Below are 16,839 nucleotides of genomic sequence, written 5' to 3'. Positions count from 1 at the left end.
GATGCCCCCTGTGTTGATGACCGCACACGCCATGGCGGTCCGGGGGATTAGTCGCGGTCAAAGGCGTGGAAGTTCAAGCCGCTTTGCTCAACCATCAGACAGTATTGGCCCTCACCCCTTCGGCGGGATCAGCGGCTGCACGATTTCCTTGAACACCTCCAGCGCCTCGCAACGCGCGGCTCGCAACGGCCGACGCGGTGCGGCTTGCCCAGCCTGCGAGCCGCGAGCCCTACGCCACCGTTGGAGGCCGCCGTTTTCGAGCGCGGGTCACTGAGGCCTGCAGTGGCTGCCGCGCGGTAGCTGCGGCAATGATCTTGAATCGGTCAAGCGCGGCGGCATTGCCGCGCAGTTGCGCCTCGAGCTCGGCGGCCGGCATGGGGCGGCCAAGGAGGTAGCCCTGCACGTAATCGCAACCGAGCCCACGCAGATAAGCGAGTTGGGCTTCGGTTTCGACACCCTCCGCCAGCACTTCAAGCCCCAGCGTCTTGCCGAGATTGACCACGACCTCGCAAATCTGCATGCCCTTGGCATCGTGCGGAATGTCGCGCACGAAGCTCTGATCCACCTTGAGTTTGTCGACGGGGAAGCGTTTCAGATAGGCAAGCGACGAATAACCGGTCCCGAAATCGTCAATCGCAAGTTTGACGCCGATCCTTTTCAACGCGGCAAGCGTTGCTTCGACATCGGGTCCTGCCCCCATCAGGCTGCCCTCGGTGATCTCGATTTCCAGCGCCTGGGGCGCAAGTCCGCTGAACGTAAGCGCTTCCGTAATCGTCCCCGCAATGTCGGCGTGGCGGAACTGTTGTGAGGAGAGGTTGACCGCGACGACCTCAAGCCGCAGGTCTTCTTTGTGCCATTCAGCCATTTGGCGGCAGGCTTCCCGAACAACCCATTCGCCGAGCGCAATGGTCAGGCCGGCATCCTCCACGACCTTGATGAACGCTCCGGCCGGCACGAGCGCCTCGCCGGGCGGTGCCCAGCGCAGAAGAGCTTCGACGCCGGCGATGCGGCCGTCGATGACGTTGACGAGAGGTTGGTAATGCAGAACGAACTCGCCTCGCTCAAAGCCACGGCGCAGCCGGCTTTCGAGGCTCATCCGCTTGTTGGCTGCCTCGGTGAGCGAAGCGCTGTAGAAGCGGAAGCTGCCCCGGCTCGCCTCCTTGGCTTCGTAAAGCGCCGCATCGGCGTTGCGGATCAACTGATCGACGGTGTTTCCTTCATCGGGCAGGCGGCATATTCCGATGCTGGTCCCGACATAAAGCTCCTGCCCGCCTCTGAGCACGAACGGCAACTTGAGGGCCCCGGTCAGACGCTCGGCCAGGGTCACCACGTCGGCCCTCTCAAACACATCGGCCACCAGCACAACGAATTCGTCACCGCCCATGCGTCCGAGCAGCGCGTCACGCGGAAGTCGCGACTGAAGCCGCTTGGCAACAAGTCGCAACAGTTCGTCGCCGGCCGCATGCCCGAGACTGTCGTTGACATCCTTGAATGCGTCGAGGTCAAGCAGCATCAAGCAGCCCCTGGCGCCGGCGTCTTCGAGCAGCGCGGTGGTGCGGCTCTCGATCATCCGGCGGTTGGGCAAGCCAGTCAGCGAATCGTGGTTGGCAAGGTGGACCAATTCCGCCTTGCTCTGCTCCAGCGCCTGATATGGAGCGATGATTCTCGAGACGAACAGCGCCCGATACAGCATCGCGTAAGCGGCCGCCTTATAAAGGTGACCGAAAACGTTGAAGAGATCGCTCGGGGTTGTGTAGAGGGTGAACAGCAGCTCCGCAAGCCCGAGCACCCAGGTGCCGGCGGCCAGAAAACACAGGTTGGGATCATGCCAGTTGTTACGCCGGCGCAGCATCAGCAGGCTGGCAACGAAATAGGTGGCCGCAAGCACGTATTCCGCGTTGATCTTGAACACGGACAAGCCGCCGTCCGGCGTAACGTTGGCAGGCAGCCAGTCGCCATGGGCAAGGCTCATCCACCACACCAGCGCCGTGATAACCAGGGCGGCGCCGGGCGCCGCCACGGCGGCGCCGGGCGGCCACGTACGTAGCGGCAGCAAGGCAACGGCCAATAGCGCCAGCGCTGCAATAGCGCGACCGGCCAACCAGAAATCTATCGTGAGCTGCAGTCCGCTTTCGCCAAATGCCGAAGGCATGCCGGGATAGGTCATGGCATGCGCGAAATCGATGATGGCAACGGCGAGAAAAGCAGCAGCCAGCAGAATGATATGACTGTTCGATTTCTCGCGGCGCAGATTCCAGCCGAGCGCGAACACCATCAGCGATACGACCATCGCGATGAATTCGAACGCGGTATGCCACGGAAGATAGGAAACCGGTGTAAAGAACCTCGCAGCCGGCAGCAAAGGGGCGACCAGCAGCAGCGCCGTCAAGCCGGCGACGGCGATTGCCAAGCGGCGGATGTTCGGTTCCGCCATTCCAATCAGGCTCTTCGCGATCATGACGAAGCGGTCTATCCGTGTGCGGCTTGATGAAGTGAACTGCGATCGGATTTAATCCAGCAAAATCTGCGCGCGGAGCCATTAAGAATACGCAACACCCCGGAATACCACGGGGCCAAAACACGGGAAATTCGGGGGGATTGGTTAGAGATATCTAAATGGGACGAACGCCCTGGAGTGATACGACACCCCAACATCATCCTGCGGGCGGAATCAGCGGCTGCACGATTTCCTTGAACACCTCCAGCGCCTCGCAACGCGCGGCGTGATCGGCAAGCGCCGGGTGGCGCGCGGGATCAAACAGCCGCGGATGCGCCTCGCTGGTGAAGCGCAGCGCGCAGGCGACCGCGATATCGGCGTGGCTGATCTTCACCCCTGACCAGAACGGCGAGGCGATGCCTGCGCGCTCCTTTTCCAGCACGTCCAGCACGCCGCCGATCTGGGCTTCGCAGCGCTCGACCCAGATTTTCGACTGATGATCCTTTCGCAGCACCCGTTCATAGAGCAGGCTGACACCCTTGTCGGCGAGACCGGTCGCCAGCGCGCAAATCTTCAAGGCATGGCGGCGATCCGATCCGCTGGACGCAATCATCGCCTTGTCCGGTCCGGCCAGCTCGTCGAGATGGTCCAGAATGATCGTGCTTTCGATCAGCGCCTCGCCGTCTTTCAGCACCAGCGTCGGCACCCTCCGCAACGGATTGAACGGCGCAATCTTGTCGGCATCGCCGAAGGTCGACCACGGCCGATGCTCGAAGGCGAAGCCGTAAAGCCGCATCGCGATTGCGACACGACGAACGAAGGGAGAGTCATACTGCCCGATGAGAATCATGAAGATGTCCCCTGCCTCAAACCTTCTCGCGAATGACGCGCTTGACCGTCGCGATGGCGTCCTCGTCGCGTCTATACATCGTCCATTGCTTGATGCGCTTGGCCTTCACCAGTTTCGCCTCGATCAAGACGCGCATGTGCTCGCTCAAGGTCGGCGCGCTTACGCCGAGCTTTTCGGCAATCAGCAGACCGCAGACCCCGTCTTCGACCAGGTCGCCATCGACCTGCGCCCTGAAATGCCGCTCGGGATCGCGGAGCCAATCCAGGATCAGGAGGCGCCGTTCGTTGGCGAGGGCGCGCAACGCAATCGCAATCTTCATTTAGCCATTTTGCTAATTACCTAACTTGTGTCAAGATGCTCTTGCGTCATTACCGGGCCGCGCCGTCGATCTCGAGTCTACTCGAGATCGACAAATTCGATAAGCCAAGTCGGCAACAGCCGACTTGGTTGACGCGAGACCCATGATCCATCCTTCAAAAGAGATGGATGCCCGGATCACGTCCGGACATGACGAATACGGAAAGTCTTGCCACGCGGAAAAGGCTTCGATGACAGACGCTACACCATCACACGCGAGGCCATCACCGCGGCTGAAACCGTCATCCGCCCGTACATCCGGCGGACGCCGCTGCTGCGGCTCGACGCGGCCGACTTCGGCCTCGCCTCCGCCCCGCTCGCCTTCAAGCTTGAATTCCTGCAGCATTCCGGCTCGTTCAAGGCGCGCGGCGCGTTCGCCAATCTGCTGTTGCGCAAGCCGCCGGCGGTTGGCGTGGTTGCGGCCTCCGGCGGCAATCACGGCGTCGCGGTCGCTTATGCCGCGCAGCGCTTAGGGGTACCAGCAACCATTTTCGTGCCGGATGTCGCCTCACCCGCCAAGCAGGCGGCGATCCGCGGCCTCGGCGCCAAGCTCGTGATATCAGGATCGCTCTATGCGGATGCTCTCGCCGCCAGCGAAGCGCATATCGCCGCGACCTGTGCCATGCCGGTCCACGCCTACGATCAGGCCGAGACGCTGATGGGTCAGGGTTCGGTCGGACTGGAACTGGAGCAGGATGCGCCCGACATCGATACGCTTTTGGTCGCGGTCGGCGGCGGTGGATTGATCGGCGGCATCGCGGCGTGGTTCGAGCGGCGGGTGAATATCGTTGCGGTCGAACCGGAGCTGGCGCCGACCCTGCATGCCGCGCTCGCCGCCGGCGAACCCGTCGATGCGCCTGCCGGCGGTCTTGCCGCCGACTCGCTTGCGCCGCGCCGAGTTGGGCAACTGATGTTTCCGATCGCGCGCGACAATATCGATCGCGTGGTGCTGGTCACCGACGACGCCATCCGCCAGGCGCAGGAAACGCTGTGGTCGCGCTTGCGCGTCGTGACCGAGCCCGGCGGCGCGGCCGCTTTCGCCGCGCTGCTCTCGGGACGCTACGAACCTGCGCCTGGAGAGCGCGTCGCCGTTCTGCTGTGCGGGGCGAACACCACAGCGGTGAAATTCGACGCTTGAGCATTTCCGAAGGAAAATGAAAATGACAAAGCCCGCAAATCTCGCCGAGAAGCTCGCGACGTTCACTGAGCGCTTCTCGCCACGCACGATCGCGACCTACAACAACAACGACATCATGGTGGCGAAGCTCGAGGGTCCGTTCCATTGGCACAAGCACGATGACACGGATGACTTCTTCCTCGTGCTCAAGGGCACGCTCGACATCGAGCTTCGGGACCGCACCGTAACCCTCAACTCTGGCGAGGTTTTTGTGGTTCCCAAGGGCGTCGAACATAAGCCCGTGGCGCGAGGCGAGGTGCACATCCTGCTGATCGAGCCGACGGGCACCCCGAACAGCGGTGACAAGGCGACCGCCGCGCCGCGCATTCTTGCCTAGACTTGCGCTGACCGTATCACCTCGGCGTCAGCGTGATCACCTCCGCCATCGCCGCTTCGACCGCGGCGCGGCTGTAGAGCAGCGGGACATATTGACCGCTCGCCCACAACGGCGCGAGGTCGCGATAATGACCGCTGAAGGGATCGCCTGATTGGCCCGGCGTGTTGATGGCGCGACTAGCATCCCAGTTGCCGACATCGAGCACCATGCGGAACGAGGCGCCGGCCGTCAGATGATAGTCGGAGCGGCGATAGGTCGCCGCGCGCGGCACGTTGGCGGCACCTCCAAAGGCGAGCGGCCCGACCGAGAGTTGCGAGGCCGTCGCCTTGTCAGTGAGCGGCTCCAGCGCATGGTCGAACATCGCGACATGCAGCCTTCCCCACCGCCACATCGAGGAGTCTGGGCCCAGCTTGTCAGTGACATCAGCCACCGCGCGCCCGAGACTCTCGCTCAGGATGCGGTCGCGCGCAGCTTTGGGATCTAGCGCCGAGCGCGGCATCAGGCGCTTCGAGATAGGCGACGATGGGCGAAATGCTGGAGGCTTCCGGCGCGATCAAGTCTACCGCTTTCGGCGCGACCGCCTTGAGCAGCGCCGCGCCGAGATGATTTGATATCCAAACCTCAAAGACGGCAGCGGCGGCGCTGTCGGCATCGTCGCGCGCATCCCAATTTTTAAGGAGATCCAGGCCATTTTTGGCGTTGGCGTCTTCGGACTGAAGCGGTCGCAGCAGCTTCAAAAGACGCCGCGCCAGCATCGAGGTGTTGTCGTTCTGCAAATCCATGACATCGGCCAGTGTCATCTTCGGTTTGGACTGCAACACCTCGACGATGCGCTGCCAGCGCGCCGGATCGGCCCATTCAAATCCGACCTTCCGCTCGGTGACGGGATAATCGGCCGGCAAGTTCATCTGGTTGGCGGTTGCGAAAAAGCCCTGTTCGGGCCGAAAGGCGCGCGGCAACTGATCGTTCTCGATAAAGCCTTGCCACTCATAGCGGCCATCGCCCGGCACCGGCATCAGCCCGTCATAGTTGACGCGCCGCGGCGTCTTGGCGGCGGGAATCCAGCCGATATTGCCCTTGACGTCGGCATAGACCTGGTTCTCCGACGGCGCGCCCCAGCGCTTCAACGCCGCGGAAAAGCCGTTCCAGTCATTCGCCGTCATGTAATCCGATGAGCCGAAATAGGCCGAGGTGCCCGGTTCGAACCAGACCGAGCGAATGGCAAAGGCGCGCTTGCTGGCTTCATCGACATAAATCACCGGACCGTGCCGGGTGAACTTCAGCTCGACGTCGCGCGGCGCTTCACTCCTCACATCGATCTTTTCGTGAACGAGGCGCATTGCTTCCCAGCCGTCGCGATAGCGATACTGGTTCGGATCGGCCGGATTGAGCTCGTAGACGTAGAGATCCTCCTGATCGACGTTGAAGATGGTGAGGCCGAAGGCGATCACCTCGTTATGGCCGATCGAAATGCCCGGCAGCGCCGGCTCGCCGGCGCCGATCACGGAAATGCCGGGCGCGTTGAGGCCGACGATATAACGCAGCGACGGCACGCTGTGCTCGCGATGCGGATCGTTGGCGAGGATCGCGCGTCCCGTCGCCGTGCGCGATGGCGCGATCACCCAGTTGTTGGAGCCGATGGTGTCGCGCTGCTGGTCGGCCTCGGTGAGAAACCGATCCGGATCGTGCTCCAGCATCGCCTTCTGGTCTTTCGGTGCGGCGAACTTCACCGGGCGCGTGGCGAGGTCATAGGCCGCAAGCACGCCTTTGGGCACGCTGCAGGGATCGAGGCCATCAGGAATTTTCGTGGTCCATGCCGGCTCGAGCTTCACCCGAAAGCGATCCGCATCGAGACCGGCGGCGCATGCGACCAGCGAGCGCTTCACTTCAGATGCGACATTGCGCGTCAGGCCATGGCTCCTGATCCGCACCACGTCGTCGGCCAACCACTTGTCCGGCATGGTGCCGGCGATGCGAAACTCGATCGGCAGCGCGCGGCGACCAGCCCGCACGTCAGCGACATAGGCATTGATGCCGGCGACAAACGCTTCGGCGTAGGATTTCGCCTTGGGACCGTAGGACGCCCATTCGGCATTCATGTCGCCGCGATAGAGAAACTGCCGCAACGCCTTGTCCTGCTCGACATAGGCCGGGCCGAAATCCTTTGCCAACAGGCCAAGCCCGCGCTTGCGCCAGAGATCGATCTGCCAGAGGCGGTCGCGCGCGGCATTAAAACCTTGCAGAAAAAACAGGTCGTGCTCGTTCTCGGCATAGACGTGGGGAATGCCCCAGACGTCGATCAGGATCTTGCCGGGCGATTGCAAGCCCGCGGCTTGCGCGGTTGAAAGGCGTGCGGCGGAAGGTGCGCTGTCGTTATCGCGGGCGAACGCTGTCGTGGTCGCCGCAGCGACAAGCGCCGATATCAGCAAGCAGCGGCCGGTGATCTTCTTCATCCTGTTTTTTCCTGCCCCTTTTTTCGGATCGCATTCGACCCGCGATCTCTTCATTGTCGTCTTCATCTGTGGCGCGGCTGGCCGCAGTCTCACTCCAGCTTAAGACCAGAGAACTTCACCACATCAGCCCACTTTTCCGTCTCGTCGGCGATGAGCTTGCCAAAATCCGCCGGCGAGCCGGGAATGGTCTTGCCGCCAAGCTCGCCAAACTTCGCTTGAAAGCCGGAATCGGCCAGCGCCGCGTTGACCGCCTTGTTGAGCGTTTCGACGATCGCGACGGGCGTGCCCTTGGGCGCCGCGATGCCGTACCAGGTGCTCGATTCATAACCCGCCACTGTCTCCTCGATGGGTGGAAGCTCGGGCATGATTTTCGATCGCTCTGCTGTTGTCACCCCAAGCACACGCACCTGTCCGGCCTGAGCATAGCCGATCGACGCCGCGAGGCTTGGAAAAACCACCTGAACCTGGTTACCGAGCAGGTCGGTCAGCGCCAGCGCCTCGCCGCGATAGGGCACGTGAACCAGTTTGACGCCGGTCATCATCATGAACAGTTCGCCGGTCATATGGACCGGACCGCCGGCACCGCCTGACCCCATGTTGAGCCTGTTCGGATTGGCCTTGGCGTAAGCAATGAACTCGGCGACGGTCGTGGCAGGCACCGAAGGGTGAACGGCCAGCACATTCGGCAGGCGGACGCAGGCGGCGACCGGAACGACATCGCGCATGAAGTCGAAACTGAGCTTGTCGTAGAGCGTTGCATTGACCGCATTTGCGGTCGTGGCAATCAGGATCGTGTAGCCGTCCGGCGTAGCGTTGATGACCGTCTCGGTCGCAATGTTGCTGGCGGCGCCCGTGCGGTTAACGATTTGCCGAGTTGCTCCGACAAATGATGGCCAATCAACCGCGCAACGATGTCGCTCCCGCCTCCGGCGGCAAAGCCGACGATGAGCCGCACCGGCCGCGCCGGATAGGTCTGCGCCCTCGCCGCCTTTGACAAGGCCGGAAGCATTGCAGCGCCGCCCGCAAGACGCAGGATCGTGCGGCGAGCAACCTTCATGTCAATCATCTCCGTCCCAGCTTCTGGCTACGCTGACACGGATCGCCTCACCGCTGCAACCGGAAGAGCAGCAAAGCAGGTGCGCGCTCCGGCCCTAGTGTGGCGGTTCAGGAGTCCGCATTATTTGTGCCGCGGGTTCGTCATGCGGACTTCTGAACCAAAGCCACACTAAGATAATAAGTTTGCTAGTGTCCTTTCGATTCCGAAGTTCGAACTGTGACTCCGCGAGTGACTACGAACTTCGGAATCGGGACACTAGCCGCCGGAGCCGCACGCAACAGACGGAATAGAAAGCCTACATGAACCTGGAAGATGCTGCGAACCGGTTCGCGCCACCATTGGGGTTGACGATCGTGTAGCCGGCAAGCGAACGCGCGTGCTCGCGCGTCACGTGGCCACCCGAATTGCCGTCATGGACATTCCAGACATTGCCCGAGACCTGGCTCTCGAGAATCATGACGTGGCCTCGCCGGACCGCAGCCATGCCGGGCGACGGCGCAGCGCGCGGGAAGCGGTACCAGTTGGACGCGAGATTCAATTCGGGAATGATCCGGCCGAACTTGTAGAGGGAGGCTTCGCATCCACAGAAGCGATTGGGACATCCTGCCGGACGGCTGCCGATGACCCTCTCGCCGCCGTCAGGTGTGGCCATGGCCCAAGCCTGGCGGAAGTTTTGCATACCATACGCGTGGTGAACATAGGCACGGCGCGAATAGGCATGGCGGGTGGCGGCGCGATAGACATAGCCGCGATGGGAGTATGGGGTGCGAGCCGTGGCCTGGTGGGAATATGAGTGATGGGCGTAGGTGCGATGGTAATGGCGCGCTTCGGCCTGGGAGGGAAGGAGCAGCAGCGTGGCTGCGATACAAGCGGCTACGATACAGAAAGCTCTATGCATTGCGGAGGACTCCTCATGGGAAATCCCCTGCCCGCGCGCGAGAGCATCCGGCAAACATGTCGGCATGTGGGCTGAAACTTGGCGGCGCGATACCGCTACGCGCAGAGCTTCATTCGCCCAGCGCGCATCGAAAGTAGCTTAGGTAGTTGCCGGGGTTAGCAATGGCTTGGTTTCGAACATGACTGTCGAACACCCCGGCCAGGCACTACGCAACCTTCTTCTCGACTTTTGCAAACACGCTGAGTTTCAGCCAGGCGCGCAGATCGGCGGCAAGATTTCTGTCTCCCGTCAACACAAGTCGGCCGGCATCAGACATGACGCCGATAGCCGCATATCCGAGCCAAATCTCGGTCAGCGTCCGCAGATCGGTCGATACGTAAAGGTCGACATCAAATCCGGGATCGACGAGGCAAAGATCGACATCCCTGCCCGGCTCCACGATCAGCCAGTAATTGCGCTCCGAGGGCGGCCGGTCATTGAAGATGAACTGGATCGTCGAGCGCCGACGCGGCATCGGATCGGCATTGATGTTGCGCCTGATATCCCACATCAGCAGGTTGGCATCGAGATTCTTCAGCGTCGCCTCGGTGGTCACCCATCGATGGCCCCAGACGCCGATCGCTTCGATGACGGGACGCAGTTCCTCTCCAGCCTCGGTGAGACGATATTCCAGCACACCAGGCTCGCGCTCGGCGGCAGCGCGCACGACGATGCCCGCGGCTTCGAGATCCTTCAGCCGCTTCGACAGAAGCGCCGGCGACATGCTGGGCAGACCGCGCCGCAGTTCGTTGAAGCGAGTCGATCCCAGGACGAGTTCGCGCAGGACAAGGAGCGTCCAGCGCGAACAGATAATCTCGGCCGCCATCGAGACGGGACAGAACTGGCTGTAGCTACCATCCGACATTGACGAATTCCTTCCGCCCGCAGCCCTCGGAAAGGATGCTCCGATCCGTCCCGCGGGGCCAGTTCAAAATCTGTACCAGCTGGATTCAGATGCTGAACTGGCTGTTTCCGATGCCGCCGTGACAGGCTTCTCCCCGACTCCAGCCCGCCTGGGGCGGAGAGTTCGGAAAACACAGGAGATCGTCATGTCGGTTGCGACACTACCGCTGGACTACACCGCCATTAAGCAACGCCAGCAGGCCGTCTGGTCGGCGGGCGACTATGCAATGATCGGAACGACCCTCCAGATTGTCGGCGAGCGACTGTGCGAGGCCGTCGACATCTGCGCCGGCAGCAGCGTGCTCGATGTCGCAGCCGGTAACGGAAATGCGACGCTAGCCGCTGCCCGCCGGTTCGCACGGGTCACATCCACCGACTATGTCCCCGACCTTCTCGAGCGAGGCAGGGAACGCGCTGCCGCAGAACGCCTTCCCGTTAAATTTCAAGAGGCCGACGCTGAAGCCCTTCCCTTTGCCGACGAAAGCTTCGACGTGGCGCTGTCCACATTCGGCGTCATGTTCACCCCGAACCAGGGTAAGGCAGCCGCCGAACTCGTTCGCGTGGTGCGCAAGGGCGGGAAGATCGGGCTCGCCAACTGGACGCCAGACGGCTTTATTGGCCAGATCCTGAGAATTGTCGGGCGTTACCTGCCACCCCCAGCCGGCTTGAAGCCACCTACAGTCTGGGGAACGGCGGAGCGTCTTCAGGAGCTGTTCGAGGGACACGAGATCAACAGCTCAGCGCAAACGTTCACCTTCCGGTACGAATCTCCGGAACATTGGCTCGAGGTTTTCCGCAAATATTATGGTCCCACGAACCGAGCTTTTGCAGCACTTGATGCGACGAAGGCGGCGGCGCTCGAGGCTGACATCCTCGATCTTCTGGAGAGGTCGAATTGGGGCCGCAGCGGAACCCTCATTATTCCTGGCGAGTACCTCGAAGTCGTGATTACGCGATCTTGACGCCGCAACCACAGCTAAGCGCACGGTCGCCGGGCCGTACGCGCCACTCTGCGCGGCCGAGCAACTCGCTACCCCCCATCGCTTGCGAGCAGACCTTTCACGGCGCGCGCCCAGCCTTTGAGTTTACGCTCGCGCGTCGCCGTGCTCATCTTTGGCTCGAAACGATGTTGCAGCCGCCAGTGATCGGCGAATTTTGCAGGTTCCGGAAAAACGCCGGCGGAAAGCCCTGCGAGGTAGGCCGCACCCAGCGCCGTCGTCTCCTGAATCACGGGACGGTCGACCGGCGCGTCAAGCAGATCGGCGAGCCGCTGCATGGTCCAGTCGGAAGCGGTCATCCCGCCATCGACGCGCAGCACGTTGGCGGCCGTGCCGCCCGGCCAATCGGCGCGCATCGCCTCGCGCAGATCGAAGGTCTGGTAACAGACGCTTTCCAGCGCGGCATGGGCGAGCTCGGCGGGACCGGTGTTGCGCGTCAGCCCAAACAGCGCGCCGCGCAAGCGCGGATTCCAGTACGGTGCGCCCATGCCGACAAAGGCGGGCACGAGATAGACGCTCTGGGCGTGATCGGATTTTTCGGCGAGCGGCCCCGTCTCGGCCGCCTGCTTGATGATGCCGAGCCCATCGCGCAGCCACTGCACGGCGCTGCCGGCAACAAAGATCGAGCCTTCGAGTGCGTAGGTGCGCTTCCCTTGAAGCTGATAGGCAATCGTGGTGAGCAGCTTGTTCTTTGACGCAACCGGAGTCGCGCCGGTGTTGAGCAGCGCGAAGCAGCCGGTGCCATAGGTCGACTTGATCATGCCCGGCGAAAAACAGGCTTGCCCGATGGTCGCGGCCTGCTGATCGCCGGCAATACCGGCCACCGCGATTGGGCCGCCAAACAGGTCCGCGATCGTCTCGCCGAAGCGATGCGAAGAGTCTTTTACCTCCGGCAGCATCGCGCGGGGCACGTTCAAAAGCTTCAGGAGATCCTCGTCCCAGGCGCCAGTATGAATATTGAACAGCAGCGTGCGCGAGGCATTGGTGGCGTCGGTCGCGTGCACCTTGCCGCCGGTGAGGCGCCACAGGAGATAGCAATCGACCGTGCCGAACAACAGTTCGCCGCGCTCCGCGCGCGCCCGCGCGCCCGGAACGTTGTCGAGAATCCAGGCGACCTTGGTGCCGGAAAAATAGGGATCGATGATCAGGCCGGTCTTGGCCGTGATGGTCGGCTCAAAGCCCTCGTCCTTCAGTCGCGCGCAGAAATCGGCGGTACGGCGATCCTGCCAGACGATGGCGCGATGAACGGCCTTGCCGGTGGCGCGATCCCACACCAGCGTCGTCTCGCGCTGGTTGGTGATGCCGATCGCGGCGATGTCCTTTGCCGTGAGGCCCGCCTTCTTCAGCGCCTCGCGGCAGACCGCAACCGTCGAATTCCAGATGTCCTCCGGGTCGTGCTCCACCCAACCGGAAGCCGGAAAATGCTGCGGAAACTCGGCTTGCGCGATGGCTGCGACCGAAAGGTCGGCGCGAAACACCATCGCGCGCGACGACGTGGTGCCCTGATCGATGGCGAGCACGAAGGACATTGGCGTTCCCCCCGGTTTGTATGCTCGCAAGCAAGCGGATTGAAGGAAGAAGGTCAAGGTTTGTGGTTTCACCCTCCCCTGGAGGGGGAGGGTCGCCGCGGAGCGGCGGGGTGGGGTGAAGATCTCAGGCGACGCCTGTGTTTAGCGAGCGTTATGTCCGCTTCACGCGAGCCATGCATCTTAACATAGATTTGCTCCAGCACGGCCTTGAGATCACGAGCTATCTCGGAATTCCAAAAACGCAATACACGATAGCCCTCCTTCTCCAGCCACCGCTGCCGCGCGCGATCGTGCCTCGCTGTCTCGCCATCGCTGTGGTGTCCGCCGTCGACCTCGATGACGAGACGTTTTGCTGGGCAGAGAAAATCGACGATATAGGGACCAAGCGGCGCCTGCCGCCGAAAATGAGTACCGCTCCGCGGAAGCTCTTTCAGCGCGCGCCAAAGCAACCGCTCATGAGGTGTCGTATTAGCCCGCAGTTTTCGTGCCGCGCTGCGCCGGATCGACGTTGAAATCATCTGGAGTTCACCCCACCCCGGATCGCGCCGCCGCTTCGCTCTGCGCGATCCGACCCTCCCCCTCCAGGGGAGGGTAAAATGAAGCGCGGTTTAGGCATTGCCGCAAGTGACAAGCGCGTGCGACTGAATATCTAGCCGTCACTTCAAGCAAAGTAATCCGCTGCCGCAGTTTCGTCCGCCGGCGCACGGTGCGCGCTGAGGGCGTTGAACACCGGCGTCAACACGACAACGACAACGAGATTGAGGATCACGGTGTAGAGCGCGCTGTAGCCGGGAAAGGTGAACCCCGCGATGGCAAGGGGATAGGTCGGCGATAGGTGCGCGGCAGCCGCCATCGCCGTGCCGACCGCTGTGCCGACCGCCCAGCCGACGAGTAGCGCCCAATCATTGAACCAGCGGGTATAGGCGCCAAGCATCACCGCGGGCAGCGTCTGGATGATCCAGATGCCGCCAAGGAGCTGCAGGTAGATCGCGTATTTTGTCGGGACGAACAGAATGAACACCAGCGCGCCGGCCTTGACGATCAGCGAGACCCATTTCGCCATCTGCGCTTCCTGCTGGTCGGTCGGATTTTTGTTGATGAACTCGCGGTGAATATTGCGGGTATAGAGATTGGCGGCGGCAATCGACATGATCGCGGCGGGCACCAGCGCACCGATGCCGATCGCCGCGAAGGCGATGCCGACAAACCACGACGGAAACGAGTGCAGAAACAAGGCCGGCACCGCAAAGTTGTTACCGAATTCCTTGAAGCCGGCCGCGAATTGCGGATCGGTGCTGACGCCGGCGGCAATCGCAAAGAACCCGAATAGCGCAAGCAGACCGAGCATGAACGAATAGGCTGGCAGCAGCGCTGCATTGCGCCGGATGACGCGTCCGCTGTTCGCACTCAGGATTCCGGTGATGGAGTGCGGGTAAAGAAACAGCGCCAGCGCCGAACCGAGCGCCAGCGTCGCATAAGCGCCGTAAGATCCGGTGGTACCGGCGCCGGGCGCCGACAACAGCAGCTTCTCGGCAGGAACGGCCGCGAAGATCTTGCCGAAGCCGCCGAGCTCGATCGGAATGGCGATGATGGCCGTGAACGCCGTGACGTAGATCAGGAGGTCCTTGACGATCGCGATCGAGGCAGGTGCGCGCAGCCCGCTCGAATAGGTGAAGGCCGCGAGAATGATGAAGGCGATGATCAGCGGCAGGTCGGAGGTGAATCCTGTTCCGGAGATGCCGAGCGCGCCGATGACGACCTGGATGCCGACGAGCTGCAGAGCGATGTAGGGCATGGTGGCGACGATGCCGGTAATCGTGATCGCCAGCGCGAGCCAGCGATTGCCGAAGCGACCGCGCACGAAGTCCCCGGCCGTGATGTAGCCCTGCTTATGGCAGACGTACCACAGCCGCGGAAAAACCAGAAACAGGATCGGATAGGCGACAATCGTGTACGGCACGGCGAAAAACGCGACAGCCCCGGCCCCAAAGGCTAGCGCCGGAACGGCGACGAAAGTATAGGCGGTGTAGAGGTCGCCACCGATCAGGAACCAGGTGACGACCGTGCCGAAGCGCCGGCCGCCAAGGCCCCATTCGTGCAACAGATCGAGATCGCCCTTGCGCCAATGGGCGGCGACGAAGCCCAGCCACGTGATGAAGGCGAACAGCAGCACGAAAACCGTCAGTGCAACCCAGTTCACGTCGGGCACGACAGCGCCTCCTCGGCTCAAGGACCGAATGCCGCTTGCCGGATCGCACGCCACCGTGCGCGAAACCCGTATTCCTTAGCGGTTACGGGCTTCCGCCTCGGTGACGAAGTAGACGATGGCGGTCAAGACCGCGCCAATGAGGACCCAGGCAAGCTGGTACCAATAAAAAAACGGCATACCCGCGAGTGTTGGCTCGGCCCTGTTGTAGAAGGCTGGCCACAGCACCGCGACAAACTGGATGATCAGAAGCAAGTACCACCAGCTTCCTCCGCCCTGTCTGCCTCGCAGCTCATTCATGACTACTCCTCCGGCAAGGGCGGAACGCCCTGGCCAAATGTTGGTTCCAAAATCGCAGCTCGTTCGGAGGAGGCGCAGTTGGCTCTTACCCTCTCCCCTTGTGGGAGAGGGTGGCAAAATCGAACGAAGTGAGATTGAGCCGGGTGAGGGCTTCTACTTCTGGCGCAACGGCCCCTCACCCGTCTCCGCAGAGCCTGTCAGCGGGCGGCGCGCAGCGCCGACCCTTTGGCTCGGCGCCGTCTCCGGCGAGGGAAGAGGGGAAAGACCGCTTCGTGAGAGAAGAGCTTACACCGCCGCCGTCGTCACACCGCCATCGACCACGATGGTCTGCCCGGTCATGAAGCTCGACGCGTCCGAGCCGAGATAGGCAACCGCGCCCGCGATCTCGTCGGGCTCGCCAATGCGACGCAACGGCGTCGTCGCGCAGCGACGCTTCAGCCGCTCCTCATCTTCCCACAATGCACGGGCGAAATCGGTCTTGACGAGGCCCGGCGCAACGCAATTGACGCGTACGCCCTTCGGTCCCCACTCGCCGGCAAGGCTGCGGCACAATGCGAAATCGGCCGCCTTGGAAATCCCGTAGGCCCCGATCACGGTCGAGCCGCGCAATCCGCCGATCGAGGAGATGATGACGACCGAGCCTTTGCCACGCGCGGCCATTTGCGGAATCGCCAGCGCGCAGAGCCAGAGATTGCTCTTGACGTTGGAAGCCATGATCTTGTCGAAGGCCTCATCCTTGATATCGAGCAGCGGGCCGTAATACGGGTTCACCGCCGCGTTGCAGACGAGAATGTCGATCTTGCCGTAATGCTTCGTCGCGCCCGAGATCAGCGCCTCGACCTCTTCGCGCCGCGAGATGTTGCAGGCGATGACATGCGCATCGCCGCCGGCCTTGCGGATGCCGCTGGCGACCTCCTCGCAGGCGTCCGCCTTGCGCGACGAGATCACGACCTTGGCGCCGAGCTTTGCGAGCAGTTCGGCTGACGAACGGCCGATGCCGCGGCTCGAGCCGGTGACGACGGCGACTTGTCCGGTGAGATCGAAGGGCGTGGATTTCATGGGGGACTCCTCAGACGTCATTCCGGGGCGCGCGTAAGCGCGAACTATGGTGCGCGATTGCGCACCTGAGAATCCATTTTTCCTCGAATTGCGGCGCCATGGATTCCTGTATCTCGATGGCTGTCACTGTCATAGTGGCGGGCAGGCGGAGATAGCCCGTTGGATTCCTGGCCGCTCGAGGTCGTAGTCCCGGCATGGGCGTCTCCGTTTTTGCTTTGTCTGATCGAACAGTCGCATGG

General features: G+C 62.4%; 16 protein-coding genes. 3 read left to right on the top strand and 13 right to left on the bottom strand.

The features are described from left to right. Positions 1-229: 229 nt before the first annotated feature. The 3 genes from VFB05_RS30395 to VFB05_RS30385 form a co-directional block, all read right to left on the bottom strand. Entirely contained in the window at positions 230-2,458 is a 2,229-nt protein-coding gene (locus tag VFB05_RS30395) for a putative bifunctional diguanylate cyclase/phosphodiesterase (RefSeq protein ID WP_325019553.1), read from the bottom strand. A 196-nt stretch (positions 2,459-2,654) separates the two neighbouring features. Beyond that, positions 2,655-3,287 carry a glutathione S-transferase family protein gene (locus VFB05_RS30390; protein ID WP_325019551.1) on the bottom strand — a complete coding sequence of 211 codons (633 nt, stop codon included), beginning with the start codon at positions 3,285-3,287 and terminating at the stop codon, positions 2,655-2,657. 16 nt (positions 3,288-3,303) lie between these two features. Next, on the bottom strand, positions 3,304-3,606 hold the full coding sequence (locus VFB05_RS30385) for an ArsR/SmtB family transcription factor (RefSeq protein ID WP_325019549.1): 303 nt from the start codon (positions 3,604-3,606) through the stop codon (positions 3,304-3,306). Between the two features lie 207 nt (positions 3,607-3,813). Here VFB05_RS30385 and VFB05_RS30380 point away from each other — a divergent pair, with 207 nt between their 5' ends. Beyond that, positions 3,814-4,782 (top strand): threonine/serine dehydratase, encoded by a 969-nt coding sequence (locus tag VFB05_RS30380; protein ID WP_325019547.1) that lies wholly within the window; start codon positions 3,814-3,816, stop codon positions 4,780-4,782. 22 nt (positions 4,783-4,804) lie between these two features. Then, a complete protein-coding gene (locus VFB05_RS30375) occupies positions 4,805-5,158 on the top strand; it encodes a cupin domain-containing protein (protein ID WP_325019544.1) in 354 nt (117 codons plus the stop codon). Positions 5,159-5,174: 16 nt separating this feature from the next. Here the strand turns inward: VFB05_RS30375 and VFB05_RS30370 are convergent, their stop codons facing one another. The 5 genes from VFB05_RS30370 to VFB05_RS30350 all read right to left on the bottom strand — a co-directional run bounded on the left by VFB05_RS30370 (position 5,175) and on the right by VFB05_RS30350 (position 10,470). After that, positions 5,175-5,588: a penicillin acylase family protein gene (locus VFB05_RS30370; protein ID WP_325019542.1), complete on the bottom strand. Its 414-nt coding sequence runs from the start codon at positions 5,586-5,588 to the stop codon at positions 5,175-5,177. Beyond that, positions 5,581-7,611 (bottom strand): penicillin acylase family protein, encoded by a 2,031-nt coding sequence (locus tag VFB05_RS30365; RefSeq protein WP_325019540.1) that lies wholly within the window; start codon positions 7,609-7,611, stop codon positions 5,581-5,583. Before VFB05_RS30365 ends, VFB05_RS30370 begins: the two co-directional genes overlap by 8 nt. A gap of 89 nt (positions 7,612-7,700) precedes the next feature. Then, positions 7,701-8,429: a tripartite tricarboxylate transporter substrate-binding protein gene (locus VFB05_RS30360; protein WP_325019576.1), complete on the bottom strand. Its 729-nt coding sequence runs from the start codon at positions 8,427-8,429 to the stop codon at positions 7,701-7,703. A 534-nt stretch (positions 8,430-8,963) separates the two neighbouring features. Next, a complete protein-coding gene (locus VFB05_RS32285; protein WP_414643340.1) occupies positions 8,964-9,320 on the bottom strand; it encodes a hypothetical protein in 357 nt (118 codons plus the stop codon). 451 nt (positions 9,321-9,771) lie between these two features. Next, on the bottom strand, positions 9,772-10,470 hold the full coding sequence (locus tag VFB05_RS30350) for a helix-turn-helix domain-containing protein (RefSeq protein ID WP_325019536.1): 699 nt from the start codon (positions 10,468-10,470) through the stop codon (positions 9,772-9,774). Between the two features lie 184 nt (positions 10,471-10,654). On the opposite strand from VFB05_RS30350, the gene VFB05_RS30345 reads away from it, so the two are divergent. Then, positions 10,655-11,470, top strand: coding sequence for a class I SAM-dependent methyltransferase (locus VFB05_RS30345; RefSeq protein WP_325019534.1), 816 nt, complete (start codon positions 10,655-10,657; stop codon positions 11,468-11,470). Positions 11,471-11,538: 68 nt separating this feature from the next. Here the strand turns inward: VFB05_RS30345 and glpK are convergent, their stop codons facing one another. From glpK to VFB05_RS30320, 5 genes are all read right to left on the bottom strand, one after another. After that, a complete protein-coding gene (gene glpK, locus VFB05_RS30340) occupies positions 11,539-13,035 on the bottom strand; it encodes a glycerol kinase GlpK (protein WP_325019532.1) in 1,497 nt (498 codons plus the stop codon). Between the two features lie 68 nt (positions 13,036-13,103). Next, the gene (locus VFB05_RS30335; protein ID WP_325019529.1) at positions 13,104-13,553 is read right to left on the bottom strand and encodes an endonuclease domain-containing protein; all 450 of its coding nucleotides are present in this window, start codon (positions 13,551-13,553) and stop codon (positions 13,104-13,106) included. 143 nt (positions 13,554-13,696) lie between these two features. Beyond that, entirely contained in the window at positions 13,697-15,244 is a 1,548-nt protein-coding gene (gene mctP, locus VFB05_RS30330) for a monocarboxylate uptake permease MctP (RefSeq protein WP_325019527.1), read from the bottom strand. Positions 15,245-15,319: 75 nt separating this feature from the next. Next, complete coding sequence (locus tag VFB05_RS30325) at positions 15,320-15,541, bottom strand: DUF3311 domain-containing protein (protein WP_325019525.1); 222 nt, start codon at positions 15,539-15,541, stop codon at positions 15,320-15,322. A 285-nt stretch (positions 15,542-15,826) separates the two neighbouring features. Continuing rightward, entirely contained in the window at positions 15,827-16,600 is a 774-nt protein-coding gene (locus VFB05_RS30320; protein ID WP_325019524.1) for an SDR family oxidoreductase, read from the bottom strand. Between the last annotated feature and the right edge of the window lie 239 nt (positions 16,601-16,839).

Origin of the sequence: Bradyrhizobium sp., from assembly GCF_035652035.1 — a bacterium.
Classification (GTDB): Bacteria; Pseudomonadota; Alphaproteobacteria; order Rhizobiales; family Xanthobacteraceae; genus Bradyrhizobium.
The sequence above is the reverse complement of the archived record's forward strand: the minus strand, read 5'-3'. Positions and strand labels throughout refer to the sequence as shown.

Bases quoted from the DNA above. Each gene is read 5' to 3' on its own strand.
- VFB05_RS30320 (WP_325019524.1), bottom strand. From the start codon at position 16,600: ATGAAATCCACGCCCTTCGATCTCACCGGACAAGTCGCCGTCGTCACC.
- VFB05_RS30345 (WP_325019534.1), top strand. From the start codon at position 10,655: ATGTCGGTTGCGACACTACCGCTGGACTACACCGCCATTAAGCAACGC.
- glpK (WP_325019532.1), bottom strand. From the start codon at position 13,035: ATGTCCTTCGTGCTCGCCATCGATCAGGGCACCACGTCGTCGCGCGCG.
- VFB05_RS30390 (WP_325019551.1), bottom strand. From the start codon at position 3,287: ATGATTCTCATCGGGCAGTATGACTCTCCCTTCGTTCGTCGTGTCGCA.
- VFB05_RS30395 (WP_325019553.1), bottom strand. From the start codon at position 2,458: ATGATCGCGAAGAGCCTGATTGGAATGGCGGAACCGAACATCCGCCGC.
- VFB05_RS30385 (WP_325019549.1), bottom strand. From the start codon at position 3,606: ATGAAGATTGCGATTGCGTTGCGCGCCCTCGCCAACGAACGGCGCCTC.
- VFB05_RS32285 (WP_414643340.1), bottom strand. From the start codon at position 9,320: ATGGCCACACCTGACGGCGGCGAGAGGGTCATCGGCAGCCGTCCGGCA.
- VFB05_RS30375 (WP_325019544.1), top strand. From the start codon at position 4,805: ATGACAAAGCCCGCAAATCTCGCCGAGAAGCTCGCGACGTTCACTGAG.
- VFB05_RS30365 (WP_325019540.1), bottom strand. From the start codon at position 7,611: ATGAAGAAGATCACCGGCCGCTGCTTGCTGATATCGGCGCTTGTCGCT.
- VFB05_RS30350 (WP_325019536.1), bottom strand. From the start codon at position 10,470: ATGTCGGATGGTAGCTACAGCCAGTTCTGTCCCGTCTCGATGGCGGCC.
- VFB05_RS30335 (WP_325019529.1), bottom strand. From the start codon at position 13,553: ATGATTTCAACGTCGATCCGGCGCAGCGCGGCACGAAAACTGCGGGCT.
- VFB05_RS30325 (WP_325019525.1), bottom strand. From the start codon at position 15,541: ATGAATGAGCTGCGAGGCAGACAGGGCGGAGGAAGCTGGTGGTACTTG.